A 25,950-nucleotide genomic window follows, 5' to 3' on the forward strand; every position below is an offset into this window, starting at 1 on the left:
ACTATCCGCGGCATCCGACACGGGCGAAGCGGGACGCCCTCAGAAGCGGCCTGCGATCACCGCCACCAGGTGTCGTCCGGGGTCACCGGCAGGTGTCTCTTGTGCTGCGTCGCCAGGTATCGCGCCTCGATGCGGCCGGCGACGTCGGGATCCACCGACCGCCCTTCGAGGAAGTCGTCGATCTGCTCGTACGTGAGCCCGAGTTCTTCCTCGTCGGCCCGGCCGGGTTGCCCGTCGAGAAGATCGGCGGTGGGCACCTTGAACGCGAGTCGATCCGGGGCATCGAGGAACTGCAGTAGCGAACGCCCCTGCCGTTTGCTGAGACCGGACAACGGAAGGATGTCGGCCGCGCCGTCACCGAACTTCGTGAAGAAACCCGTCACCGCTTCGGCAGCGTGATCCGTGCCGATGACGAGGAGGCCGTCGTGCCCGGCGAGCGCGTACTGCGTGACCATGCGCACGCGTGCTTTGATGTTGCCGCGGTTGAAGTCGCTGATGTCACTCGTGACCGCGAACTCGATGTCTTCCTCGACACCGTCGACGCCGTTCTGGATGTTGACCTCGACCGAGGAATCCGGAGCGATGAAGTCGAGTGCCGCCTCAGCGTCCGCCGCATCGTGCTGGACGCGGTACGGCAGGCGCACGGCCAGGAACTTCGCCTCGCCGCCCTCGGACCGCACCCTCTCGACCGCGAGCTGCGCCAGACGCCCGGCGAGGGTCGAGTCCTGCCCGCCCGAGATCCCGAGTACGTAACCCTTCGCGCCCGTCGTGCGGAGGTACTCGACGAGGAACGCGACTCGACGTTCGACCTCGGCTTCGGGATCGATCTCGGGCCGGACGCCGAGGTCCTCCGAGATCTGCTGCTGCAACGACATGTGATCCTCCGCTCTGTTCCTCGAATCAGTATCGCCCCTCCGTGTTACACCCGGGTGACGCCGCGTCGCTCGTCAGGTTCTGTCCGCGGTGACCTGAGAGAATGGGGCAGTGAAACTCCTCGTCGCCGCGCTCGCCTCCGAACTGTCCGCCTTCCCGGAGGAGCTCGAGGGCTTCGATCGGCTCATCACGGGCCCCGGCAAGTTGCAGGCGACGTACGCACTCACCCGTGCCCTCGATGCGAACGACTACGACGAGATCGTCGTGGTGGGCACCGCCGGGGCGATCGACCCCGACCTCGAGTCGAGGGTGCACGAGGTCGGCACGGCATTCCAGCACGACGTCACCGATCTCGACGGGATCTCCGGGCAGCACGTCTCCCTTCCCACGAAGGTGTCGACCGGGAAGGAGGGCGTGCTGATCGCGACCGGCGACCACTTCGTCGAGGACGCGGAGATCACCGCCGTGATCCGCCCGTCCGGCGCGGTTCTGGTCGATATGGAGACCTATGCGTACATCTGGGTGGCGGGGCGGTTCGAGGTCCCGATCCGCGTGTTCCGGGCCATCTCCGATCAGGCCGAAGACGGCGCCCTCACGGACTGGCGCGAAGCCGTCGCGCGCTGCAGTGTGCAGCTGCGCGAGTTCATCCTCGCCGAATACGGCGTGTGACACCGCGGCGCCGTTCGGGCACCACCTCAGCGAGGCTCGATCATGCTGGGACCGTTCGGCAACGCCCGCACCGTGAGCTGCGCCGGGATCTGCTCCTGCATGGCCTCGACGTGGCTGATCACCCCGACGGTCCTGCCGCCCTGTCGTAGTTCGTCGAGGGTGCGCATGGCGACATCGAGAGTGTCTCCGTCGAGCGAGCCGAATCCCTCGTCGATGAAGAGCGTGTCCAAGCGGATGCCGCCGGCTCGCGCGGTGACGACTTCGGCGAGGCCGAGCGCGAGCGCGAGCGAGGTGAGGAACGTCTCCCCACCCGAGAGGGACTGCGGCGGCCTGGACTGTCCGGTGAACGCGTCGAAGACCACGATGCCGAGGCCGGAAGCGGCGCCTCGTGCGGCGAGCGCATCCGAATGCCGCAGCTGGTAGCGCCCCGTCGACATGTCGTGCAACCGCCGGTTCGCCGCTTCGACGATCTCTTCGAGTTCGGCGGCGAGGACGAAGGTCTCGAGAGTCATCTTGTGCGTGTTCGCTCCGCGTCCGGCGATCGTGTCTGCGAGATTCTTCAGCAGCTCGAATTCGGTCGCCTCCGCGGTCGTCCTCGCATTCTCCGCGGCAGCCGACTCGATCAACCCTTCGAGTCGCTCGGCGACACCTGCAGCGCGGGCCGCCTCATCGACCGCGCCCTTCCAGAGCGCCCGGGCGGCTTCCGCCGCCTGCTCGGCCGGTTCCAGGTCGATGGGCTCTTCGGGGAGCGTGCGCAGTTCCAGATCGAACAGGATCCCGCGTTCCTTCTCGCGCTGGACGGCATGCTGCGCGATCCGGGCGTCGAGGGTCTCTTGCGCCGCCGACGAGCGAAGCGCCTCCTCCGCGGCCGCCGCGTCGCTGAAAGGCGAGTCGGCGAGGGCCGTGTCTCGCTCGGATTCCGCAGCGACGAGCGCCTCGGACCTGCGGCGGTGTTCCGCGACCGCCGCAGCGAGAGCACGGGCGGCGGCGATCGCGGTCGCCGTGTCCGCGAGCCGGGCGGCGACCGTGTCGAAGTCGCCCCGAGCCTCGGCGATCGACTCGCGCGCCTGCGCCTCCCGCTGCCGCAGCACGGCGTGGTCTTCTCGTGCCTGAGCGAGGGCCGCCGCGTCTGCCGCCTTCTCGGCCTCGAGCCGTTCGACACGTGCCGTCAGTGCCGCCAGTCTCGCGTCGATCGCCTCCAACTCCTCCACGGCGCTCAGGCTGCGTGTGTACGCCGCCGTCGCCTCGGCGTGCTCCCTCTCGGCCTGCTCGACGCTCCTTCCGTCGGCGCGAGCCAGGACCGCGGCCAACTCGGCCTGCACGGCCGATGCGGCCGACATGAGTTCACGCTCCCGCTCTGCCGCAGCGTCACGAATGAGTTCGGCGTCGGCGATGTCGTCGGGCGACACCGGATCGGAGTGCGTGGCGAGGCTCGGGTGCTCGACAGAGCCGCAGACCGGGCAGGGGTCGTCAGGGCGGAGACTCGACGCCAGTTCGCCGGCCATCCCGTCGGTGCGACGCTGACGGAGCTTCGCGAGCGCGGTCTGCGCAGCGGCGTGCTCGGTGGTGGCAGCGGTGAGATCGCGCTCCGTGGCCGCCTGGTCGGCCTGGAGTTGCCGGGCTGCCCTCGCCGCCACGACACGCACGTCCGCCGACTCCCGCGCGATCCTCAGGTCGTCCGCACGATCGGCGATGCGCCGGGTCTGGTCTCGCTCCGCCTTCAGCGCGGCCACCGCGTCGGGCAACGAGGCGCGCTCCGCTTCCCCGGCCTCGATGCGTGCGGTCGCTGCGTCGACGGCGGCGACCGCGATCCGCAGTTCTTCGTCGAGGGCCGGTACCTGTTCCTCGAGCTCACGCGCCCGCTCCCAGGACCCGGTCTCCTTGGTACGCGCCGTCACCCACGCCTCGAGGTCTCCGTCGACGTCGAACTCGAGGGCGTCCCATTCCGCGCGAGCGCGCTCCTCGGCCGTCGCGGCAGCGTCGACCAGCTCGTGAGCCCGTGATGCCGCGGCGATCGTCGAGCGCAGCGCCTCGGCAGCACGCGCAGCCGTGAGCTCGGCACGCGCCTCGTCGATCAGCGGCGCATCCGCTTCGAGACGGGCGAGTGCCGCACGTGCACGGTCGCGTTCCTGCTGTGCGCGCCGCTCCTCACGCGTCGTCGCCAGCGCCGCATCGGCCTCGGCCGATAGCTTCTCGGCGTCGGCCTGTTCGGAGGCCCGCCGCCCGGCACGGTAGTCCGCTCGCGCCTGGGCTCGGCGAAGGGCGTCGAGACGCTCATCGATCGTCAGTGATGCCGTCGGCTGCTCCCCCGCCGCCGTGGGGGCCGTGCCGTCGTCGGCATCGCCCGAGAGGCCCGCGGTGTCCACCAGACGTTCGGCCTCACCGACACGAGCGTCGACGGTGGCGAGCCGCGCACCGAGCGTCTGCTCCGCCTGGCGGCGCCGCTCGTCGAAACGGGCCTGCACGTCTTCGAATCGCTGAGTGCCGAAGAGGCGGCGAAGCAGCGCCTGGCGATCCCTGCTCCCCGCCAGCAGGAACTCGGAGAAGCGGTTCTGCGCCAGGAGGATCACCTGCAGGAACTGCTCGCGGCTCAGCTGCAGGATCTCATCGAGGTCGCCTGCGACGTCGACGGCTCGTGCGGCACGCCCCACCCAGCCCGCGTCCGTCCATTCCTCCAGTGACACCGCTGCGGCCTGCTTCGTCAGCCCCCCGCCGCGCTTGGCCGGACGAAGGTACTCCGGCGAGCGCGTCACGCGGAACCGACCGGCCGGAGTACTGAACTCGACCACGACCTCGGAGGGATCATCGGGCTCGCAGTGGTCGCTGCGGAGCCGCTTCTCGCCCCCGTCGTAGCGTGGCACACCACCGTAGAGACCGAAGCAGACGGCATCGAGGATGCTCGACTTGCCGGCGCCGGTCCGCCCGGCGATCAGGAAGATGCCATCGTCGCCGAAAGCGTCGAAATCCACGATCTGCCGCGACCGGAAAGGGCCGAACCCCTCGATCTCCAGGCGATGGAGGCGCATCTAGACGAGAGCTTCCGCGCGCACGCGCTCGTCGAGCACCGCGCGGATCAGGTCGCGCTCCGCATCCGTGGCGCCGTGCCCGGCCCGGACGTGCTCGAGGAACGCCTCGATCCGGTCGACATCGGTCACCGCGGTCCGGAGTCGCTGCGAGTACGACCTCTCCTCCGCCTCGGAGACGGCCACGGGCTGGTGCTGCACCATGGCGCAGTAGGGGTAGCTCTCGCGCAGACGCCGCATCGGCTCGGCCTGGGGCAGAGCATCGGTGTACACGGCGCACACCCACTCGTTCGCATGCTCGGCGACCATCTCCGGCGCCAGGATCTCGTGGAGCGTTCCCGTGAGCGTGACCAGACGACGCGGCACGGGCAGCTCGAGCCACTCGACGGCGGCGAGACCGTGGGCATCGAGGTCGACGAGCCACGAACCGCGCGCCTTGTGCTGCTCGCCGAAGCTGTAGTGCAGCGGAGCCCCGGCGTAGCGGACGCGCTCGCTGAGCGTCTGGCGACCGTGGATGTGCCCGAGCGCCACGTAGTCGGGGCCGTCGAACACGCTGAGGGGCACGACGTCGAGCCCACCCTGACGCACCTCGCGCTCGAGGCCTGCGGTGGCATCGACCCCTGCGGCGAAGCAGTGCGCGATGGCGACCGCACGGCCCTCGTGCGTGTCCATGCCCGCACGGACGAGGTCCATCGCATGCCCCATGGTCTGCGCCTGGGTGCGCAACGGGCGGCCCGCGCTGTCGCCCTCGGGCCAGTGCTGACGCACGATGGCCGGCTCGAGGTAGGGGATGCCGAAGAAATGAACCGGTCCATCGGCATCCGCGATCGTGATGGGCTCCCCGACGGCGAGCGGATCGGTCAGCACGTGGATGCCGTCACGGAGCAGCCGCGCCTGGAAACCGAGTCGCGCGGCCGAGTCATGGTTTCCGCTCGTGACGATCACTCGCGCCCCGGCCTCGTCCAGCGCCACCAGCGCATCGCCGAGGAGCGAGTAGGCGGGACCGGACGGCGTCGCGGAGTCGAAGACGTCTCCGGCGACGACCACGACGTCGACGGAGTGCGTGCGCACCTGCTCGGTCAGCGCCCCGAGCACCTCGGTCAGCGCGTCCATGGTCGAGTTGCCATGGAACGTGCGGCCGATGTGCCAGTCGGAGGTGTGCAGGATTCGCATACTCACACGGTACGAACCCCCTCGGACATTCCGTCCGAGGCGTGCCGCGACCCGTTCATGACGTCACCCCGTCGGTAACCCGCCGTAACACGACGTCATGAAACGACGGCGGTCAGCGCGAGCGCAGCAGGGGGGCGTGCTCGGGGTGCGCGGCGAACCAATCGGCGACGTACCAGCACACCGCGTCCACCGTGCGGTCGCCACGCTCCTCGATGTCGGCCACCGCACCCTCCACGACCTTGCCCGCGTAGCCGTTGCCGCGGAAAGTCGGGATAGTGAACGCGCGGGTGAGAGCGATCGTGTGACCGTCGTCGCGGTAGTCGAGAACGCTCACGAGCTTTCCATCGCGCATGAGCGTGTAGCGGGACGCGTCCTTCTCGTCGGTCAGGATGAAGCCTCCGACAGTGTGCGAGATCGTCATTCGATCCACGTTACGCCCGCCAGGAGCGCCCGGGCGTTTTGACATGGGGCGTCACGATCGGACATAATCCCCCCATGACCACCAACGCAAGCCCTTTGTCCGCCCAGGAGGCGAACAGGACTGCCGGGATGATGATGCCCGGTCGCGTTGGCATGTGTTGCCGAATGTGTCGCTGAACGAACAGCCACCCCGCCTGACCTGATTCCTCGCGAACTGCGAGGCCAGTGTCTCCGAGCATCCACCCTCTGCTCGCTTCCCGGCTCCGCCGGTCATTCATGCAACGCATCAGAGCCCCCCTCGATCCGGGCTCACGTCCTGAGGACTTCATCATCATGTCGAACACCGCACTTCTCGAGCGTCCCGCCACCACCGCCGCGATCCGCACTCGTACCGAGGCCACCGCACCGGTGCCCTCCGCCACCGCAGACCTTCCCGCCGTCCGCTCCCCGCGAGGCTTCGCGCTCTACGTGGGGCTCGACGAGATCAAGGCCGCCGAAGCCGGTGTGAGCCTGCCGCTGCTCGTCGATGCCCTGCGGCGCACCCTCGCCGAACTCGCTCCGGGTGCGGAGACGCACGCCACGGTCGCCCTCGCGCCGCACGGCTCGGGCGGCCGCGACCTCGACGTCGTCCGCCTCGCCCTGCAGGAGCCGGGCGCCATCGCGCGCACCAAGGCCGCTGCCGAAGAGGACACGGCGGAAGAGGAGAGCGGCGTCACCGTCGACATCTCCCGCAAGCGCGTCCTGATCGACGGGGAGTCCGCGGCCTTCACCTACAAGGAGTTCGAGCTGCTGCAGTACCTCGTGCTGCGCGAGGGCCGCACGATCGAACGCAGCGAGCTGGTCTCTGCTCTGTGGCAGGCGCAGGACGACGAGACCCCCGGTGAGCGCACGATCGACGTCCACGTGCGTCGTCTCCGCGCGAAGCTCGGACGCTACGAGGACATCGTCCGCACGGTGCGGGGAATCGGCTACCGGTTCGACCGTCACGCCGACGTCGTCATCCGCTACGGACACGGAACCCCCTCGCCCGACCGCTTCTGACCGTCTGCGAGTCGGTGTCAGGGCCGGCGCGTAGGGTGGGCGCATGACATCGACGGCGCAATCCGCAGCGGCTGAGGTCGCGCCATCGGATGCCCCTCGGGAGACCGTCTACCGCCCCTCGCACCCTCTCGATCTCGGCCGCACACTCGGCTTCCTTCGCCGTGGCACGGGCGATCCGACCATGGTCATCACCGGATCGGTGATCTGGCGGGCAGTGCGCACACCTCTCGGTCCGACGACGTTGGCGGTGCGCACGATCGGTGGCGAGGTGCGCGCGACCGCCTGGGGCCCCGGAACGGACTTCGCGCTCGACGCCGTCCCCGCACTCTGTGGAGCCCACGACGACGCCGAGGGGTTCGACGCATCGCATCACCCTCTCGTCGCCGAGTCCGCGCATCGCCATCCCGGGCTGCGCCTGACACGCACCGACGAGGTGTTCGACGCGCTGGCATGCGCGATCATCGAGCAGAAGGTCACCGGCATGCAGGCGTTCGGAGCGTGGCGTTGGCTCGTCTCCCGCTTCGGCGAGCGCGCCCCCGGTCCGACGCCCCGACCGATGTTCACCGCGCCCACCGCCGCACAGTGGCACCGCATCCCCTCCTGGGCGTGGCACCGCGCCGGGGTCGAGCCCCCACAGTCCCGGACCCTCGTGCGCGCCGCGGAACGAGGCGATCGCATCGCCCACGCCGTGCGGACCGCCCCGGACGGCACGGCGCGCGACCGCGTTCTCACGAGCCTTCCCGGCGTCGGGGTGTGGACCTCGGCGGAGACCCGGGCCCGCGCGCTCGGCGATACCGATGCCGTCAGCGTCGGCGACTACCACCTCGCCCACGAGATCGGTTACGCTCTCACCGGCACGCGCACCGATGACGCCGGGATGCTCGAGCTCCTCGCTCCCTGGACGGGGCAACGGCAGCGAGCGGTCCGCCTCATCGCCGCCAGCGGGGTGCACGAGCCGCGCCGAGGCCCTCGCCTCGCACCCGAGAACCATCGCGACCGCTGACTCCGCCGCCTATGCTGGGGCCATGTCCCGCAGAGCGATCCGCATCTCCATCACTGTCGGCCTGTTGATCGTCGGCGTGGTGGTCGGGCTCATCTTCCAGAATGTGTGGCTGGGCGTTCTTCTCGCCGCCATCGTGTGGCTGGGCTGGTTCCTCGGGTACGAGTCGCGGCGCGGGAACAACGCCGGCGTCAACGATGAAGACCACGGCATCGAGCTCTGAGGAGCTCGTGCCCGGAGGTCAGTAGTACACCGCGAGCGGTCCGGAGGGTCCGGCGATCACGCTCACGGGGGTGTCGAAGACCCGTGACAGCACCTCATCCGTCATGATCGCGGCAGGGGATCCGAACTCCACGACCGCGCCGTCCTTCATCGCGCAGATGTGGTCGGCGTAGTGCCCCGCGAAGTTGATGTCGTGCAGCACGATCACGATCGTGCGTCCGAGCTCCTCCGCCGCCCGTCGCAGGTGCTTCATCATCTGCACCGCGTGGCGCATGTCGAGGTTGTTCAGCGGTTCGTCCAGCAGCACGAACTCGGTGTCCTGTGCCAGCACCATCGCCACGTAGGCGCGCTGACGCTGCCCTCCGGAGAGCTCATCGAGGTACCGCCCCTCCAGCGGACCGAGGTCGAGGAAGTCGATGGCCTGGCTGATGATCTCCTCGTCGGCCCGGTTCAGCCGTCCCTTCGAATGCGGGAACCGGCCGAATCCCACGAGCTGGCGCACGGTGAGTCGCGTGACGAAGTGGTTCTCCTGACGCAGGATCGACACGACCTTCGCCAGGTCCTTCGACTTCGTCGAGGCCACATCGAGCCCCGCGATCTCGATGGCCCCCGCATCCATTCCGTTCAGCCGGCCGATCATCGTGAGCAGCGTCGACTTGCCTGCGCCGTTGGGTCCGATCAGCGCGGTGATGCCGCCGGTCGGGATTTCGAGGTCGACCGGACCGATCGCAACCTCGCTGCTGTAGTCCCGGCGGACGCCGTCGAGAGCGATCACAGTCTGCCCTTTCTGAGGATGACGATGAGGAACACGGTCCCGCCGACGAGCTCGATCAGGATCGAGACCATCCCCTGCGCGTAGAACACGTTCTTCATCACGAAGTACGCCCCCGCGAGGATCGTGAAGGCGGTGAGCACCGCGACGGGGAAGATCAGCCGATGGTCATGCGTGTCGGCGAACTGGTAGGCGAGCGTGGCGACCAGGAAGCCGAGGAAGGTCATCGGCCCGACCAGCGCGGTCGACGTCGCCATCAGCACGGCGACGAGGAACAGCACGACGAACAGCTCGCGCCGATGATCGACACCGAGCGAGCGCGCGGCGTCCGGGCCCAGGGCCATGAGATTGAGCCGACGCGATCGGATCCACAGCAGAGCGGAGGCCACGATCACGAGCGGGATCGCGAGCGGCAGGTAGGAGGCGTCCGCGTTCGAGACGTTGCCGAAGAGACGGGCGGCGAGCACGTCGAACTCGCTGGGGGTGAGCAGACGCTGCATGAACGTGGCGACCGCTCCGAGACCGCCGCCGATCACGATGCCGACCAGAAGCATGATCTGCAGGTTCCCGTACCGCCCCGAGAGCAGCCATCCGTACAGGGCGACCGCGAGTCCGACCATGATGACGACCTGGATCGCGAACTGGCCGATGCCCTGGATCGCGACGAGTCCGGCGACCCCGAACAGGTAGACGGTGGAGGTCTGCACGACGCGGTACAGCGACTCGAAGCCCATGATCGACGGCGTGATGATGCGGTTGTTGGTGACGGTCTGGAAGCTCACCGTGGCGATCGCCTGGGACACGGCGACGAGCGCCATCACGGTGACATCGATCGCGCGGTGCTGGGCGATGCGCCAGAATCCTGCGGAGCCGACCGGCATCGGGTTCGCCCATGCCAGCAGCCCGAAGCCGGAGACGGCGGCGAGGACGACGAGCACGCCGAGGACGAGGACGTAGCGACGGCGCGCTCGCGGGGTCGTGAACGAGCCGGCCGATCGCACCGGGCCGCCCGTCGTCCTCGGTGTCATCACCGCGCTAGCCACGTCGACGCTGCCTCAGCAGGAGGAGCACGAACACCACCGCGCCGACGACCCCGAGGATCAACGACACCGGGACCTCGAACGGCATGATGATGGTGCGGCCGATGATGTCGCACACCGTGACGATCGCGATGCCGAGCAGGCACACCCACGGCAGATTGCTGCGCAGATCGTCACCGCGCACCATCGAGACGATGTTCGGCACGATCAGCCCCAGGAAAGGAAGATTGCCGACGACGACCGTCACGACACCGGTGGTCACCGCGATGAGCACCGTGCCGAGCAGGATGATCCGGCTGTAGTTCACACCGACGTTCGTGGCGACCTCCTCCCCGAGTCCGGCGATGGTCAGCCGATCGGCGACGATGAAGACGATGACCCCGATGACCGCCACGATCCAGAGCATCTCGTACTGACCGCGCATCACCGAGGTGAAGCTCCCCGCGAACCAGACGCCGATGATCTGCAGCGAGTTGGTGACCAGGGCGAGATACGTGGACAGGGCACCGACGACCGCACCGAGCATGATGCCGACGATCGGGACGATGAGCGAGGACTTGAGGGCGACCCGGCGTAGGAACGCGAAGAACACCATCGTGCCGATGAAGGCCGCGAGGATCGCACCGGCCATCCGCATCGGGAGCGACGGCTGCGGCACGAGGATCATGACCATCAGCAGCCCGAGCCCCGCCCATTCGGTGGTCCCGGTCGTCGTGGGCTCGACGAAGCGGTTCTGGGTGAGAAGCTGCATCACGAGGCCCGCCATGGCCATTGCGGCGCCGGCGAGAACGAGGGCGATCGTGCGGGGGACGCGCGTGATCTGGAACATCTGCGCGCCGTCGTCCGCCCCGGCGATGTCGTAGACGCCCGTGAAGAGCGAGATCACGAGGAGCACCGCGACGACGAGCACGCCGATGAGCAGTTTCACGTCGAAGAGCCGCCCGGCGTGGCGGGGCGGCTGGGTGATGTCGGTGGAGACCATGATGACCGTGCGGCGGCACCCGGATCATCCGGATGCCGCCGCAGTACCTCAGTTCTTCGCGCTCTTCTCGAGGGCGTCTGCGAAGTCGTTGAGGAACGACGTGTAGGTCTGGATGCCCTCGTTCAGGTACGTGTCGGTGGGCATGTAGACGAGCTGCTTCTCCTTCACGGCCGTGACGCCGGCGAGGGCCTCGGAGCTCTCGAGGATCTCCGCAGCCTGCACGTAGTCCGGGGTTTCGGCAGCGAACACGGCGTCGCGGTCGAGCACGAGGATCCAGTCGGGGTCCGACGCGGCGATCGCCTCGACGGAGATCTCATCGCCCTGGTGGTCATCGGTCGCGTCGTCGACCTGAAGCGCCGGGGTGAGCCCGAGAAGGTCGTAGATCGGGCCGAGCGAGCGGCCAACGGTCGGGGCGAGGTAGCCGATCTCGCCGCCCGAGGTGTTGACTGCCATGACGGTGTCGGCGTCGTCGTACGCGGCCTTCGCGCGCTCGGCAGCGGCGTCGAAGTCCTCGACGAGCTTCGCGGCCTCGTCCTGCTTGCCGAAGATCTCTCCGAGCACGGTGACCTGGCGCTTGAGTTCCTCGTCGAAGGGCTCTCCCTCGCGCGGCTCGAGGTCGACGATCGTCGCATCGGGCACGAGGTCGGCGATCGCGGTGTTGTGCTGCGTGAACCGCTGGCCGCTGATGATCAGGTCGGGCTCCACGGCGACGATGGCCTCGAGGTCGGGCTCGCTGTGCAGTCCGATGTCGACGATGCCGTCGTCCTTCACGTACGACACGGTCTCGGGCATGAGCGCGACGGCTCCGGCCGAGAGCTCGACGCCCCAGTCGGACAGTGTCTGGAAGGTGCGGTTGTCGAGAGCCACGACGGAGGTGGGAGGTGTCGCGATCTCGTGCGTGCCGGTGTTGTCCTCGACCGTGACGGTCGCGGCTGCGGGTTCGTTGTTCTCCGATTCCGCCGAACCGCCGGATGCGCAGCCGGCGAGGGCGAGAAGACCGACGAGCGCGACGCTCGTGGCGGTGAGGGTTCTGGGCACGGACATGGAGAGACTCCTGTTCTGCGGGATCGATGCGCACACGACGGGCGCCGGATGGCGAGGTTAGGGCAACCTTCCCTCGACAGTTTTAGGTTAGCCTTACTTTATGAGCAACACGAAATCCGGATTCTCGATCGAACGTCGTGGCCTGGAGCTGCGCTTCCGCCACGTCGCACTGAGTGCCCGGGAATGGCTCGCGCCGGATTTCGTCCGCGTGCGGCTGACCGGCTCGGACCTCGCCGGCTTCGATTCGCCGGGCGCCGACGACCACATGCGGCTTTTCTTCCCCTCCGGCCCCACGGACTCGGTCGAGGAACTCCGCGCCTCGCCGAGCCGCGAGTACACGCCGCTCGCCTGGGGTGACGACTGGCTCGATGTCGAGTTCGCGGTGCACGGAGATCAGGGCGTCGCGGCCCCCTGGGCGGCGACGGCACCGCTCGGCTCCCGGATCGGTGTCGGCGGTCCGCGCGGGTCAGCCGTGCTGGCCGGCGACCCTGGCTCCTGGCTGCTGGTCGGCGACGAGACCGCGATCCCCGCCATCCGACGCTTCGCCGCGCTGATCCCGGCAGGCACCCCGGCCCGCATCGTGGTGGAGACCGTGAACCAGGGACGCGAGTTCGAGATCGATGCACCGGTCGACATCGAGTGGCTGCATCGCGGCGAAGCCCCCTCCGGTTCCGCACTCATCGCCTTCCTCGAGACTCTGACCGCGGACGACGCCGTCGGAGACGACCCGTTCGTGTTCATCGCCGCGGAGCAGTCGATCGTCAAGCCGGGCAGGGCACTGCTCGAACGCTGGGGCGTCGACACGGCGAAGGCCGTCGTGAAGGGGTACTGGAAGCGCGGCGAGGCCGAGTACCACGCGCCACACTGACCCTTCCCCCGGCGAAAGCCCGGACCAGCCGACGTGTTCGCGGCGGGTCGTGGTTCGACACACCGGAGCTCCCGGCGCTGGTCTGGGTTTTCGCCTTCCGGCGCGGTCGGTGCCGCTTGACTCCCGGGCGTGTCGCACCCTAGGGTGGCAAAGCTGTGCCATTCGGCGCAGCACACCAGCCGAGGAGTCGACGGATGACCGCGCAGCGGAACCTCCCCATCGCAGCGGTGTTGCAGCTTCAGCAGAAGCGCAATGACCGCTACGAGTCGTACCCTCCGGCACGCGCCGTGTGACAGCACCCGCTCTCACAACGCCCCGTACCGTCAGGTCCGGGGCGTTTTCCGTGGAAGACCCCCTGACCTGTGGCCGGAAACCACCACAAGGAAAGGAATCATGGAGAGGCTCTCCGCACGGCTGCTGTCGTGGGCGTCACTGATCGACGAGAAGACACTCGCTCAGGCGCACACCACGGCCCGCATGCCGTTCATCCACCCGCACCTGGCACTGATGCCGGATGCCCACCTCGGCAAGGGGGCGACGGTCGGCTCGGTCATCCCGACGCTCGGCGCGATCATCCCCGCGGCCGTCGGCGTCGACATCGGCTGCGGCATGATCGCCGTTCGCACCCAGTTCACCGAGAACGACCTCGCAGGTCATGACCTCGCAGGACTCCGGGAGCAGATCGAGCGCGCCATCCCCCTATCGGCCGGACGCTACAACCGCAAGGTCGTGGCCACCGCCGAACCGCGCATCGCCGAGCTCGAGCAGCTCGCCGAGAAGAGCGGCTTCGATCCCGCCCAGTACGCCGGGAACTGGCGGCTGCAGCTGGGGACGCTCGGCTCGGGCAACCACTTCATCGAGGTGTCGGTCGACGAACTCGACCGGGTCTGGCTGTTCCTGCACTCGGGATCGCGAGGCGTCGGCAACAAGATCGCCGGACACCACATCGGCGTCGCCCAGCGGCTGGCGAAGCAGTGGTGGATCGACCTCCCCGACCCCGACCTGGCCTACCTGGTCGAGGGGACCGCGGAGTTCACCCGCTACATCCGGGAACTGCGGTGGGCCCAGCACTTCGCCCTGCTGAACCGGGAGGAGATGATGGACCGCGTCATGCGCCAGGTCTCGGAATTCCTCGGCACCGCGGTCGACGAGCAGGAGCGCATCAACTGCCACCACAACTTCACGGAGTCGGAGAAGCACTACGGCGCGCAGGTGTGGGTGTCGCGGAAGGGTGCCATCCAGGCGGACGCCGGGCGACCAGGACTGATCCCCGGGTCGATGGGCACCGCCTCGTACGTGGTCGAGGGGCTCGGCGACCCGCAGTCGCTGAACTCCTCTCCGCACGGTGCCGGGCGGGAGTACTCCCGGTCGGCAGCACGGCGGACCTTCACCCACGAGCAGCTGCGGGCAGCGATGACGGGAATCGAGTTCCGTGACACGGATGCCTTCATCGATGAGATCCCCCAGGCGTACAAGCCGATCGACCAGGTGATGGCGGATGCCGCGAGCCTCGTATCGATCCGGCACACGCTGCGGCAGATCGTCAACGTGAAGGGCGACTGAACAGGACCGGGCGGTGGGAACCCCACCGCCCGGTCGGGTGGCAGCACCTCGCCTCCGTCGAAGATGCCGACGGCATCCGGATCGAGTTCCTGCACACCCCCCAGGGCGGGGACTGACGTTTCCTCCACCGAACGGCATGCAAACCAGTTGTCCGCCGTTCGTGAGTAGCCGATATCTTCGCCTCCCGCACTCTGGCAGGCTTGCCGGATCGATGCGACGATGACGGAGTGGGATTCATGAATGACGCACAGATCTGGACCATGATCGGATCGTTCACCGTGCTGATGTTCAGCACCCTCACGGTCGTCTCGACCCTGTTCGTCCGGATCGTCCGCAGCGAGATCGCTGGCCTGCGCACCGAGATGAACGGACAGCTCGGCGGTCTGCGCACCGAGATGAACGCCCGATTCGACACCGTGAACACCCGCATCGATGCCCTCGACCGCGACGTCCAGGCCATCGTGAAGCGCACGTTCGGGCTCGATCGCGAGTGATGACGACGAAGCTTCCCCGCACCTCGGTCGACCCCGCCGACCGGCACGACGCCTTTCCAGAGGCTCCCTGCGGCACCGCGGTCCTGCTCCTCGCCGGATCCAGCGGACGTGTGGAGGCTCAGCGGGCCGACCTGCTCGCGCGGCACGGGGCCCGGGTCCGCGCCATCCGCTGGTTCGGCGGCACGGGCCAGCGCCCCGCTCCGCACGAGGTACCGATCGAGATCTTCGTCGACCAGTTGGATCTGCTCCGCCGTGATGCGGATCGCGTCGCGATCTTCGGCACGTCGTTCGGAGCAGAAGCGGCACTCGTCACCGCGTCGCTGCACCCGGTCGACGCCACCGTCGCGGTCGCGCCGTCATCCGTCGTCTGGTCGGGCATCGTCGACGGCAACTGGTCGTCGCACTGGAGCCTTCGTGGCACTCCGCTTCCCTCCGTGGGGTTCGATCCGTCGTGGTCCCCGACGACCGAACCGCCCGAGTATCGCTCGCTCTACGAATCCAGCCTCGCCCGCGATCCCGATCTCACCCGCGCGGCGGAGATCCGGGTCGAGGGCATCACCGGTCCGGTCATCCTCGTCGCCGGCGGAGACGACCGCGTCTGGCCAAGCGACCGATTTGCGGCCGAGATCCAGCGTCGCCGCTCGTTGCACGCCAGAGAGACGACCCTCGTCACCCACCCCGAGGCCGGACACCGCATCACCCTTCCCGGCGAGACGGCCGTCCACGGCGGTGTGACCATGGGTCGGGGCGGCACACCATCCGCCGATGCGGCCCTCGGCGCCGACGCCTGGACGGCGATCGCCCGGGCGCTCGATCTGCGCGAGTGACGTCAGAGTGCCGGGACGACCTCCGCATCGGCAGCCCGGTCGGTGAACGCGGTCTTCGGGACGAACACGAGGATCACGGCTGCGGCGAGAGCGGTGGCGCCGCACACGATCCACACGGTGAAGTAGCCGGCGAGCGAACCCGCGGTCCCCTCGGTCGCCCCCGCCGTGGTCGCGACGCCGTGCAGCAGCGCGATGCCGAACACACACGAGGCGATCGCCCCGCCGACGGTCTTGACGGAGTTCGTGAGGCCCGTCGCGACGCCGGTCTGCGACGCAGGTGCTGCCGAGGCCGCGGCGGCAGGAAGCGCGGCCACCAGGGCGCCTGAGCCGAGTCCGACGACGACCATGTTCGCGATGACCTGCGTGTAGGTGTCGTGGAACGGCAGGAAGAGCAGGAAGCCGAGTCCCACGAGCACCGATGCCCCCATCAGCGTCAGGCGTGGGGTGATCCATCGCGCGAACGACGGGAAAAGCAGGGCACCCGTGATCATGGCGACGAGGTAGACGCCGATGATCAGCGAGGTCGCGAATCCGCTGGTCCCGAGACCGTAACCGTAGACCGCGGGGTCGGTGCGCGCGAACGTCGACAGCGGTGCCTGCGCGCCGAGGACGCTCACCCCGAAGAGCCCTGCCGTCAGGAACACCGGGCCGAGTGCGGGCGAGCGGAACATGCGCACATCGATGAGGGGGTCTTCGCACCGCAGCTCCCACAACACGAACGGAACCACCAGCAGCACACCCAGGACCACCACACCCCACGACCAGGGGTTCTCCAGTCCACCCTCGAGGCGAAGCAGACTGAGCCCCCCGGTGAAGCAGACGAGTGCGAGCGAGATCAGCACGAGACCGACCGTGTCGAAGACGCCGCCCGCGGGCTCCGGAGACTCCTTGACCCCCAGCAGGATCACGAAGAAGCACACCACGATCAGCACGGCGGGCACCAGCAGGACCACGGTGAGCGGCAGGACGTCGATGAGTGCACCGCCGACGAGGGCGCCGATGATCGCGCCGCCTTCGAGCGCCGCGACCAGGAGTCCCGCCGCCTTGGCCGTGATCGAGGAGCGACCCTCCATCCGCCGCGACCGCGACCAGATGAGGGCGATCTCCAGCGGGAGCCAGACGACGTAGAACCCCATCAGCGCCCAGGCGGCGAGGAACACGCCGAAGGAGTCCGTGAACGGCAGCACCAGCGCGGCCGCGCCGGTGACCGCGGTGGAGATCAGCAGCATCCGCTTGTGGCCGACCATATCGCCGAGCTTCGCGAACGCCGGGACGACGAGGGCTGAGAGCATCAGCTGCGTGCCCTCGAGCCAGTTCACGTCGGCATCATGGACCCCGAGATGACGGGCGATGTCCGTCAGCATGGGCGTGTAGTACCCCTGCAGCACACCGCTCGTGAACTCGACGAAGGCGAGGAAGCCGACGACGACGGCGAGGGTGCCCAGTGTGCGGGTGCGCGTCATCGCGTCTCCTGCTTCTCGTTCGGATGCTCCTGCGTCGGCAGGAGGCGGGGTGAGATCACCCTAGTCGTTCGAGAAGCGCCCGATGGAATCGCTCCCCGCGCTCCAGGGCGACGATCTCGACGCTCTCGTCGACGCCATGGATCGACGCCCGCTGGGCATTCGACATGTCCAAGGGCGCGAAGCGGTAGACAGCGGGCGAGAAGCGATGGAAGTGCCGGGAGTCGGTGGCGGCCATCATCACATAGGGCACGGCGGGGACTCCGGGGTGAGAGACGTCCAACGCGGCTGCGAGCAGCGCGAACTGCGCGTTGTCGGTGGGCGACTCCGGCGAGGGCTCCCCCGCTTCGACCACCTCGACGGAGACGAGCGGATCGCGGATGCGCCGCCGCACCCGGAAGACTGTCTGCTGGGTGGTCTCGCCCAGCGCGATGCGGAGGTTGAGGGTGGCGGACGCCTGCGAGGGCAGCACGTTCGCCGCCGTGCCGCCCGACTGCATGGTCGGAGCCACGGTCGTGCGGACGAGAGCGGCGGGTTCACCCCCGAGCGCGGCGAAGACCCGCGCGGTCACCAGCGGCATCGACCCCAAGAACCTCAGCAGGTGGCGGGCCGGCCCCGGGGTGCGTGTCGCCAGTTGCGACAGCATCCGCAGGATCGCTTTCGAGGCACGAGGTCGGAAGGTCGTGGGTCCGAGCCGGTCGACGGCTCTCGCGACGCGTCGGACCGCGGTGAGCGACGGCGGTGCGGACGCATGACCACCCTCGCCCCGTGCCGTCAACCGGAGGGTCATCACGCCCTTCTCCCCCACACCGATCATCGCCGCTCGACCGGGGACGAAGGGCAGCGGCGCATCGACGACGGCGCCGCCTTCGTCGAGGACGAGCCACGGCATCACGCCGCGTGCGCGCAGCACGCGTGCGATCTCCTCCGCCGCCTTCCCGTAGGTCTCCTCGTTGCCGCCGAACGAGAGGTACACGTCGCGGGACGGGACGAAGCCGTCCGCGAGCATATTCTCCACGGCTTCGAGCACGACGAGCAGCGGGCCCTTGTCGTCCAGGGCGCCTCGGCCGTACACCGAACCGTCGGCGATGGTTCCCGCGAACGGCGGATACGTCCACGCGTCGCTCTCGTCGACGGGGACGACGTCGTAGTGCGCCATCAGCACGAGAGGGTCTCGGCCCGCCGCGCCGTTGCCCGCCCAGTGGAACAGGAGACCGAAGTCGGTGTGCCGTTCCAGCCGCAAATCCTGGTGCGTCAAGGGGTACAGTTCGGCGATCAGCGCGACGAACTCCTCGAAGGGTGCAGGTCCGCGCTCATCGAGCTCCGCCGAGACCGTCGGGATCCGGATCATCTGCGAAAGCCGTTCGGCGATGCCGGGGCGCACGGTCGAGGTGGTCACGCTCGCCATCGTACCGAGTGAGGTCTCACGGCCATTGGCTGAGTTTGTCGGGATTGCGCACGGCGAAGACTTCCGTGATGCGGTCTTCGCGGACGACGAAGGAGAAGACCGCATCCGCGCGGCCGTCGATCGTCGCGAGCATCACGAGCCCGTCGGGAGCCGCGACGAGCGAGACCTCGGCCTCGGGATGGCGCTGCGCGATCCCCCGCAGGAAGCGTGCCACGCGGTCCGCTCCCGCCACCGGCCGCAGCGCGGCCGACTTCTTCCCTCCTCCGTCGGAGACGAGCACGACGTCGGGGTCGAGCAGTGCGATCAGACCGTCGAGCTCTCCGGTCGACGCAGCGGCGAGGAAAGCTCTCGCCACGGCATCGTGCTGTTCCCGCGACGCCACGACCGCCCGGCGTTCGCGCACGCGCCGACGACCCTGCGAGGCGAGCTGGCGCACCGCATCCGGGCTCCGACCGACCGTCTCCGCGATCTCGGCGAAGGGGACACCGAACACGTCGTGCAGCACGAACGCGACCCGCTCGGCGGGGGTGAGCGACTCCAGCACGACGAGCAGGGCCATCCCCACCGACTCGTCGAGCGTCATCCGCTCCAACGGATCCGGGTGCGGACGGGCGGCGAGCAGCGAGTCGTGCGGAACGGGCTCCGGCAACCAGGGGCCGACGTACCTCTCCCGACGAGCACGCGCCGATCCCAGCGCGTCCAGGCAGATACGTCCGGCGACGCGGGTCAGCCACGCAGCGGGGTTCCTGATCTGTGCACGTTCCTCGACGCTCATCCGGTACCACCGCACATACGTCTCCTGCACCGCGTCTTCGGCATCGGCGACCGTGCCGAGTAGACGATAGGCGAGAGCGAGCAGGGTGCGGCGTTCGGCGTCGATCACCTCGAGATCATCCATCGCCTCCATCCTGGCCCGACTCGGCGCCTGCCGCTGCCGTCTTTTCGGCTGTCGCCTCACATTCCCGGGGTCTGCGTCGTCGAAAGAGGAGAAGGATGAAATCGAGAGAGAAGGAGCACCCATGAGAATCGCCGTCGCAGGAGGAACCGGGACGGTCGGTCGGCCGACCGTGGCCGCGATCGAGGCGGACGGACATGACGCGGTGGTGCTCAGCCGTTCGCACGGGGTGGACCTGGTGACCGGCCGGGGCCTCGATGCCGCACTGAACGGTGCCGACGTCGTGATCGACGTCACGAGCATCGAGACGCTCAAGGCCGCCGCGGCGATCGAGTTCTTCACCGCCGCGACCGGGACCCTCGTCTCCGCGGCCGAGGAGGCGGGGGTCCGACACGTCGTGCTCCTGTCGATCGTGGGTATCGACCGCATCCCCTACGACTACTACGCAGGCAAGATCGCGCAGGAGAAGGTGATCGCGTCCTCACGGGTGCCCTGGACGATTCTGCGGGCGACACAGTTCCACGAGTTCGCGGGGCAGATGTTCGCGCGGGCGAAACTGGGGCCGCTGCACCTCGCCCCGAACGCCCGCACCCAACCCGTGGCCGCCTCCGAGGTCGGCGCCCGGCTCGCAGCCCTCGCGACGTCGGAGCCGCAGGGCCGGGCGCGTGACCTCGCCGGCCCGCGCGAGGAACAGCTCTCCACCATGATCCGGGCGTTCGCCCGCCGGGAGGGGTATCGAGGGTGGATCCCGGCGCTCAACGTCCCCGGCCCACAGATGGCGGGGATGCGTGCCGGCGATGCACTTCCCGGTCCCGACGCCGCCCTCGGACACCAGACCTTCACGGAGTGGCTCGCCGCGCGGTGAGCACCTGCTCCACCGACGCACGGGGTTCTCGGAGCGCGCAGGAGTCCTCTTGCGGATCCGGTCGGAGGCGGCGCAGACTGAGCGTGCGGTCGATGCATCCACCTCACCCCGGAGCGATCATGGCGAACCTCAATCCGTATCTGTCCTTCCGCACCGAAGCCCGCGAGGCGATGGAGTTCTACCGGAGCGTGCTCGGCGGGGAGCTCGTGATCAACACCTTCGGAGAGTTCCCCGACATGGTGCAGGATCCGAGCCAGAAGGACCTCGTCATGCACGCACAGCTGGATGCACCGGGCGGACTCGTGCTGATGGGCTCCGACTCCCCCGACGGCATGCCGTACGAGAAGCCGCAGGGTTTTTCGGTCTCGTTGAGCGGCAACTCTCAGGACACCACCCGCAAGGTCTGGGAGAAGCTGTCCGAAGGGGCGACCATCACGATGCCGCTCGATGTGCCGCCGTGGGGTGGCCTCTTCGGGATGCTCGTCGACCGCTTCGGCATCCCCTGGATGCTGCACGGCGATCCGGAGGACTGAACCCGCCCGGCCTCAGCGCGGCTGCACGGCTCGACAGGCCAGGTGCAGCGCCAATCGTGCCTCGGGGTCGTTCATGTCGATCCCGAGCAGCTCCTGCACGCGCCGGATCCGCACGGCGATGGTGTTGCGGTGCAGACCGAGAGCCGTCGCCGTCGCCGCTATGCCCGACTCGTGATCGAGATACGCGGAAAGAGTGGTGAGCAGTTCGCCTCCCCCTTCCCGCAGCGGGGCGAGGAGGGATTCCGCGGCGGGCACGAACGTGTCGTTCCCCGTCCACGCCAGCAGCAGCTGCTCCAGGCCGAGACTGTCCACCCGTACGAACCACCCGGTCGCCGACCGCGCCGCCGCGATCCGCGCCGCATCCCCCGCCTCGTCCAGCGTCGTGGCGAGTCCCTCGGATCCGGCCTGCAAGGATCCGACGCCGGTCGCGACGGTGAAGTCCCGCAGGACACCCAGGTGGAGCTCACGCAGTGCGGCCACGGCCCGCTCGACGCGATCGGGATCGGGGGCGTCCGGGAACGTCAGCCACCCGCTCAGTCCTCGACCCGCTGTCGTGGCATGCGCCTCCGCGTCGATCGCACTGAGTCCGGCACTGACGGAGCGCAGCAGCGAGAACGAATCGAGCCGCCCTCTCGCCACCACCCGGAAACCGAGATGATGACCGCTCGTGCGCCAGCCGCGCTCGAGCATCCGCCGCTGGACATCGGCATCCGCCGCTCCGTGCAGGTCCACGAAGTCACGCAGCAGCCCGGACGACACGGCGACGTCATTCACGGCCGCCACCTCGTCGATCAGGATGCGGGCCGCGACGGCGGGCATCGCGACCTCGGCCGCGACCGAGAGCGACTGCACCTGTGCCTCGCCGAGGCCCTGCCCGAAGAGCACGAGCCTCAGACCGCTGCGTCCGGGGCTGTCGACCCGCACCGACGCCGCAGCCGTCTCGCCGACGCTCACGCGATCGAGCCACGAGTCGAAGCTGATGGCCGCATGCAGTCGCTCGTCGAGATGCGCGCCCGCCTCCTGCAAGACACCGGACGAGTCGATCAGCGCGGCACCGACACCGAGGTTCGCCGCGATGTGTCCGAGCAGATCGGTGAGATCATCGGCGGCATACTCGAACGACTGCGCGACCTTGCGCACCTGGCTGAGCGTCAGCGCATCGCGTGCCTCGATCAGCATCCAACAGGCCTTCGCGAGCTGGATGGGGCGCGGGACGTCGAGCAGGCACAGGCCGATCCGATCCGCGAGGCGGAACGCGCCCGCGTCGAAGTCCGCCGCCCCGGACACGGCGAGCCCGGTGAACCCCCGGTCGCGCAGCCGGCGCAGCAGAGCGTCCTGCTGCCAGGTCGATGTCGGGGCCGATGCGGTGATGATCGCGAGCCGCTCGGCACCCCTCTCGGTGAGTTCGACTTCGCTCGCGCCGACGGCCACCGCCTCCCACGCCGCATCGCGTGGTCCGGCGACCCACTGCAGGCCGCCGTTCTCCGTGTGGGAGAGCAGCGCGCTCACGGGCAGCCGCGCGCTCACGCCGCATCCAGATCGTCGAGGCCGTAGGCGGAGGGCAGCACTTTCGCGCGACGCTCGGGCCGCGCATTCCACCAGGCGGGCGCAGGGATGGAGAAGACCGCGACGTTCCGTGCCAGACGCAGTTCCGTGGCCTCAAGGATCTCGCGTGACACCGCATCGACGACCACGATGATCGTGGGGGCGGACGCGACCAGCAGCCCATCGGTCAGCACCGCGAGGGTCTCGGATCGGCTCACCACACGGTGGACGGCACCGCCGAGTCCGCTGATCTCGACGGCGTTCACGTGCGGATCCTGCGGCGAGGCGGCGACCGAGACGATACGCCCTTCAGCCAGCAGCTCGCCACCGAGGGCATCCGCCAGGAGCGGGAGGGGCGCGCCCGCCGATGCGAGGTAGGCCCTGCCGAGTTCGAGTGCATGCGCCAGATGGCCCCCGATCGCGTGTTCGTGGAGGTCGCCGACCGTGAAGCCTCCGAGCACCGCACAGCCGACGCCGCCCGCCTGGATGATCGCGGACCGCACGACCCGCTCGGCGTCGATCGCCCGGTGCGCCTCGACGAGGGCGACCCCTCCGGCGCCGGTGTCGCAGGCGAACACGAGTCCGGGAACCCGGTCGACGAACAACGACATCTGGTCCAGCCCCGGAACGGCACGGCCGGTGCAGTCCGCGTCCACCACGATGTGGGACCCGGCCAGAGTCAACGGAGCGAGCCCGTTCATCCCGCCGCCTTCGAGGGAGCAGACCGCGGGAACGGGATGACCGATCCACCGTTCGACCGCGGCCAGCAGACGAGCGAAGGGGTCGGCGCCGGGAAGGCGTTCGCCGAGCAGCATCGTCGAACCGACGAAGGCGACGCCCAGGCAGGGTGTCCGCGGGTCCAGCGAGGAGATCGGGGAGATCTCGATCGGCTCCCGGTCGGACCCGGCGAGCATCAGCTCGAGCATGGTCGTCGAACCGCCACCGCCGGATCCGAGGAGCGAATAGCCGCGGGCAAGCGCCGTGAGGTCGTCGCGCTGCAGCATCATGCGCTCCAGCCTAGGGAGAAACGTCCTCACCCGCGGCCAGCGTCTCGACCGGGACGAAGTCCGCGGCGAGGCCGAAAGCGGACGGTCCGAAGGCGGCGAGCGCCTCGGGGGTGCGCATCATCTCGGGTGTGGAGATGCCGAGCACCCGTACGCGCTGCCCGTAGCGGAGTCCCTCGGTGGTGATGGGCTCGGCCGTCTCGTGATCGACCACGCAGATGAGGTCGGGCACGATGGCCACGAGCGTCTCCCCGTGATGGGCGATGAGGTTCTCGTTCTGGAACGAGATCTCGAAGGTGGCGCCCTCCTCTGCGCCGAGCGGTGCGATCACCGCACGCCCCTTGGCGAACCCCTCGGTCGTGCGCCGCTCGACGTCGATGACCTTGCCGACGCAGAGTTCCCGAAGGTGCGGGTAGAGCGTCGTCGCGAGGGTCGAGGCGATCGCCTCGAACGGTGAACGATGCTCCTCCCGGGCGAGACGGATGGCGCGGCCCAGCGCGAGGGCCATCGAGATCGTGCGCGGGACGGCGGTGCGCCGGACGTCCGCGCCGGTCATCGCGTACTCGGCGATGTGGCCGACGCCGCCGAGACGGATCGTGATGCCGCGGGCGAGCCACTCCATCTGCCGGTCGTCGTCTCCCGTGTCGATCACGACCTTCTCGCCGCGCTCTCCCGCGAGCGCGAGGGGCGATCCGTGCACGCCGTACACGGCGAAGGTCTCCATCGACAGCTCGGGGAACGCCCTGCCCATGCCGTCGGCATCTACCACCGGCAAGCCCGTCTCGGCCGCGACGATGAGCGGGATCATCGAGTTGATGCCGCCGCACTCGATCGGCATCGTGGCATCCGCCGTGCGTCCGAGGTGCTCCTCGAGGGTGCGCAGGGCGAGCGTGGGCTCGGTGCCGGCCGGGATCTTCTCGACCATGACGGTGGGCGCACCCATCTGGGCGGTCGGGATCACGAACAGATCGTCGGCGAGCTCGTCCGGATCCAGGATCGTGATGCTCCCCTCGCCCAGCACGCGCTCGACGAGCATCTTGCCGATGTACGGGTCACCGCCCCCACCGGTCCCGAGCAAGGTCGCGCCGCGAGCGAGATCGGGAAGGTCGGCCGCGGTGAGCTGCCAGCTCATGCCGTCGCTCCCGCCGACACGGTTCCGGTGGAGATGCTGCCGTCGAAGCGGTGGGCCGCCATGTCGTACCCGAAGTACCCCGGGCCGACCATCGCGAGGGCGGCGTCCGAATGCCAGCGCTCATCGGCCGGAGCCGCGATCACCCGGACCCGCTGTCCGTAACGCAGTCCCTCGGTCGTGATCGGCTCACCGGACTCGCCGTCGAGCACCATGATCAGATCGGGCGTGGTCGCCAGGACCGTGCCGTCGGCTTCGGCCACCAGGTGCTCGTTCTGGAACTGCAGCGTCAGCGAGCGGTCGGCGTCCCCGTCGATGCGAGCACGGCCGCGCGCGAAGCCCGTGGTGGTGGCGCGGTGCACGTCGACGACCTTCCCGTCGAACAGCTCGCGTCCGCCGAGGAGCCGGACGACTGCGTCGACCGGATCGGACTTCTCCTCGCGTGCCGTCGCGATGCGCTGCCCGATCTCGATGCAGCGGGACAGCGATCCCGCGACGAGCGACTCGCGCGCCGCCGAGCCGGACATGGAGAACCCGGAGATCATGACCGAGCAGCCCATCTCGACGCAGGCCACGCGAGCGATGCGTTCGGTCCACGAGTTGTCGGCCGTCTGCAGCACCCCCGTGTTGCCCTTCTCGTCGCTGAACGCGAGGGGCGATGCCGTCACGCCGTACAGCGTCGGCAGAACCATCTGCAGCTCCGGGAACGCGCGACCCATGCCGTCGGCATCGACCAGCGGCAGTCCGAGTGCGGCCGCGGCGGCGATCGGGATGGTGGAGTTGACTCCGCCCACCTCCGCGCACGCGATGTGGGTCACCGGACGCCCCAGGTGGACGCTGAGCGCTTTGACCGGTTCGATGACCTCGGCGAGGCTGGGGAGCTTCTCGACCATGACGGTCGGCGCGCCCATCATCGCGACGAACAGCACGAGCGCATCGTCGGGCACCTCGTCGAGTCCGACGACCGTGACGTCGCCGGAGGTCAGGGCCTGACGCGCGAGGAGGGCACCGATGTACGGATCCCCTCCGCCTCCCGTGCCGAGCACGGCGGCACCGCGAGCGAGCCCGTCGATGTGGGCGGGGGTGATCGTCCAGCTCAT

General features: G+C 69.1%; 25 protein-coding genes. 10 read left to right on the forward strand and 15 right to left on the reverse strand.

Going from position 1 to position 25,950, the window contains the following annotated elements:
* Positions 1–56: 56 nt before the first annotated feature.
* Positions 57–875, reverse strand: a complete 819-nt coding sequence (nadE, locus tag KV397_RS13380) for an ammonia-dependent NAD(+) synthetase (protein WP_047520547.1) — start codon at positions 873–875, stop codon at positions 57–59.
* A gap of 109 nt (positions 876–984) precedes the next feature.
* On the opposite strand from nadE, the gene KV397_RS13385 reads away from it, so the two are divergent.
* The gene (locus KV397_RS13385) at positions 985–1,542 is read left to right on the forward strand and encodes a phosphorylase family protein (RefSeq protein ID WP_153243591.1); all 558 of its coding nucleotides are present in this window, start codon (positions 985–987) and stop codon (positions 1,540–1,542) included.
* 26 nt (positions 1,543–1,568) lie between these two features.
* Here KV397_RS13385 and KV397_RS13390 read toward each other — a convergent pair whose 3' ends face one another.
* The 3 genes from KV397_RS13390 to KV397_RS13400 all read right to left on the reverse strand — a co-directional run bounded on the left by KV397_RS13390 (position 1,569) and on the right by KV397_RS13400 (position 6,159).
* Positions 1,569–4,568 carry an AAA family ATPase gene (locus KV397_RS13390; RefSeq protein ID WP_261811468.1) on the reverse strand — a complete coding sequence of 1,000 codons (3,000 nt, stop codon included), beginning with the start codon at positions 4,566–4,568 and terminating at the stop codon, positions 1,569–1,571.
* Positions 4,569–5,738 (reverse strand): exonuclease SbcCD subunit D, encoded by a 1,170-nt coding sequence (locus KV397_RS13395; RefSeq protein WP_153243589.1) that lies wholly within the window; start codon positions 5,736–5,738, stop codon positions 4,569–4,571.
* 112 nt (positions 5,739–5,850) lie between these two features.
* On the reverse strand, positions 5,851–6,159 hold the full coding sequence (locus KV397_RS13400; protein ID WP_047520540.1) for a GNAT family N-acetyltransferase: 309 nt from the start codon (positions 6,157–6,159) through the stop codon (positions 5,851–5,853).
* Positions 6,160–6,491: 332 nt separating this feature from the next.
* On the opposite strand from KV397_RS13400, the gene KV397_RS13405 reads away from it, so the two are divergent.
* The 3 genes from KV397_RS13405 to KV397_RS13415 are packed head-to-tail and all read left to right on the forward strand — an operon-like array spanning position 6,492 to position 8,422.
* Positions 6,492–7,199: a winged helix-turn-helix domain-containing protein gene (locus tag KV397_RS13405; protein WP_131491746.1), complete on the forward strand. Its 708-nt coding sequence runs from the start codon at positions 6,492–6,494 to the stop codon at positions 7,197–7,199.
* Positions 7,200–7,242: 43 nt separating this feature from the next.
* The gene (locus tag KV397_RS13410; protein WP_261811469.1) at positions 7,243–8,202 is read left to right on the forward strand and encodes a DNA-3-methyladenine glycosylase family protein; all 960 of its coding nucleotides are present in this window, start codon (positions 7,243–7,245) and stop codon (positions 8,200–8,202) included.
* A gap of 22 nt (positions 8,203–8,224) precedes the next feature.
* Complete coding sequence (locus KV397_RS13415) at positions 8,225–8,422, forward strand: hypothetical protein (RefSeq protein ID WP_047520535.1); 198 nt, start codon at positions 8,225–8,227, stop codon at positions 8,420–8,422.
* Between the two features lie 18 nt (positions 8,423–8,440).
* Here KV397_RS13415 and KV397_RS13420 read toward each other — a convergent pair whose 3' ends face one another.
* From KV397_RS13420 to KV397_RS13435, 4 genes are read right to left on the reverse strand one after another with little or no spacing between them, the layout of a single operon-like run.
* Complete coding sequence (locus KV397_RS13420) at positions 8,441–9,196, reverse strand: iron ABC transporter ATP-binding protein (RefSeq protein ID WP_131491744.1); 756 nt, start codon at positions 9,194–9,196, stop codon at positions 8,441–8,443.
* Entirely contained in the window at positions 9,193–10,221 is a 1,029-nt protein-coding gene (locus KV397_RS13425; RefSeq protein WP_261812677.1) for an iron chelate uptake ABC transporter family permease subunit, read from the reverse strand. The genes KV397_RS13420 and KV397_RS13425 overlap by 4 nt, the downstream gene beginning before the upstream one ends.
* Positions 10,222–10,228: 7 nt before the next feature.
* The gene (locus KV397_RS13430) at positions 10,229–11,215 is read right to left on the reverse strand and encodes an iron chelate uptake ABC transporter family permease subunit (RefSeq protein WP_261811470.1); all 987 of its coding nucleotides are present in this window, start codon (positions 11,213–11,215) and stop codon (positions 10,229–10,231) included.
* Positions 11,216–11,263: 48 nt separating this feature from the next.
* On the reverse strand, positions 11,264–12,259 hold the full coding sequence (locus tag KV397_RS13435; RefSeq protein ID WP_131491742.1) for a siderophore ABC transporter substrate-binding protein: 996 nt from the start codon (positions 12,257–12,259) through the stop codon (positions 11,264–11,266).
* 100 nt (positions 12,260–12,359) lie between these two features.
* Between KV397_RS13435 and KV397_RS13440 the strand changes: the two genes are divergently transcribed.
* The 4 genes from KV397_RS13440 (at position 12,360) to KV397_RS13455 (ending at position 16,011) form a co-directional block, all read left to right on the forward strand.
* On the forward strand, positions 12,360–13,127 hold the full coding sequence (locus tag KV397_RS13440; RefSeq protein WP_248539742.1) for a siderophore-interacting protein: 768 nt from the start codon (positions 12,360–12,362) through the stop codon (positions 13,125–13,127).
* 393 nt (positions 13,128–13,520) lie between these two features.
* Entirely contained in the window at positions 13,521–14,690 is a 1,170-nt protein-coding gene (locus KV397_RS13445) for an RtcB family protein (RefSeq protein WP_131491740.1), read from the forward strand.
* A 236-nt stretch (positions 14,691–14,926) separates the two neighbouring features.
* A complete protein-coding gene (locus KV397_RS13450) occupies positions 14,927–15,184 on the forward strand; it encodes a hypothetical protein (protein ID WP_227991990.1) in 258 nt (85 codons plus the stop codon).
* Entirely contained in the window at positions 15,184–16,011 is an 828-nt protein-coding gene (locus tag KV397_RS13455; RefSeq protein WP_131491738.1) for an acyl-CoA thioester hydrolase/BAAT C-terminal domain-containing protein, read from the forward strand. Before KV397_RS13450 ends, KV397_RS13455 begins: the two co-directional genes overlap by 1 nt.
* A 2-nt stretch (positions 16,012–16,013) precedes the next feature.
* Here the strand turns inward: KV397_RS13455 and KV397_RS13460 are convergent, their stop codons facing one another.
* From KV397_RS13460 to sigJ, 3 genes are read right to left on the reverse strand one after another with little or no spacing between them, the layout of a single operon-like run.
* Positions 16,014–17,474, reverse strand: coding sequence for an MFS transporter (locus KV397_RS13460; RefSeq protein WP_261811471.1), 1,461 nt, complete (start codon positions 17,472–17,474; stop codon positions 16,014–16,016).
* Between the two features lie 55 nt (positions 17,475–17,529).
* On the reverse strand, positions 17,530–18,879 hold the full coding sequence (locus KV397_RS13465; protein WP_261811472.1) for a M20/M25/M40 family metallo-hydrolase: 1,350 nt from the start codon (positions 18,877–18,879) through the stop codon (positions 17,530–17,532).
* A 16-nt stretch (positions 18,880–18,895) separates the two neighbouring features.
* Positions 18,896–19,777 carry an RNA polymerase sigma factor SigJ gene (sigJ, locus tag KV397_RS13470; protein WP_047520518.1) on the reverse strand — a complete coding sequence of 294 codons (882 nt, stop codon included), beginning with the start codon at positions 19,775–19,777 and terminating at the stop codon, positions 18,896–18,898.
* 121 nt (positions 19,778–19,898) lie between these two features.
* Here sigJ and KV397_RS13475 point away from each other — a divergent pair, with 121 nt between their 5' ends.
* Positions 19,899–20,639, forward strand: coding sequence for an SDR family oxidoreductase (locus tag KV397_RS13475; RefSeq protein WP_261811473.1), 741 nt, complete (start codon positions 19,899–19,901; stop codon positions 20,637–20,639).
* 92 nt (positions 20,640–20,731) lie between these two features.
* Positions 20,732–21,172 (forward strand): VOC family protein, encoded by a 441-nt coding sequence (locus KV397_RS13480; RefSeq protein WP_315972128.1) that lies wholly within the window; start codon positions 20,732–20,734, stop codon positions 21,170–21,172.
* A 12-nt stretch (positions 21,173–21,184) separates the two neighbouring features.
* Here KV397_RS13480 and KV397_RS13485 read toward each other — a convergent pair whose 3' ends face one another.
* The 4 genes from KV397_RS13485 to KV397_RS13500 are packed head-to-tail and all read right to left on the reverse strand — an operon-like array spanning position 21,185 to position 25,950.
* Entirely contained in the window at positions 21,185–22,699 is a 1,515-nt protein-coding gene (locus KV397_RS13485; protein ID WP_131491732.1) for a PucR family transcriptional regulator, read from the reverse strand.
* Positions 22,696–23,724 carry a DUF917 domain-containing protein gene (locus KV397_RS13490; RefSeq protein WP_261811474.1) on the reverse strand — a complete coding sequence of 343 codons (1,029 nt, stop codon included), beginning with the start codon at positions 23,722–23,724 and terminating at the stop codon, positions 22,696–22,698. The genes KV397_RS13485 and KV397_RS13490 overlap by 4 nt, the downstream gene beginning before the upstream one ends.
* Before the next feature lie 10 nt (positions 23,725–23,734).
* Positions 23,735–24,853: a DUF917 domain-containing protein gene (locus KV397_RS13495; protein ID WP_047520508.1), complete on the reverse strand. Its 1,119-nt coding sequence runs from the start codon at positions 24,851–24,853 to the stop codon at positions 23,735–23,737.
* Entirely contained in the window at positions 24,850–25,950 is a 1,101-nt protein-coding gene (locus tag KV397_RS13500; protein ID WP_047520506.1) for a DUF917 domain-containing protein, read from the reverse strand. The genes KV397_RS13495 and KV397_RS13500 overlap by 4 nt, the downstream gene beginning before the upstream one ends.

It is taken from the genome of Microbacterium aurugineum (assembly GCF_023101205.1).
GTDB classification, from domain to species: Bacteria; Actinomycetota; Actinomycetes; order Actinomycetales; family Microbacteriaceae; genus Microbacterium; species Microbacterium aurugineum.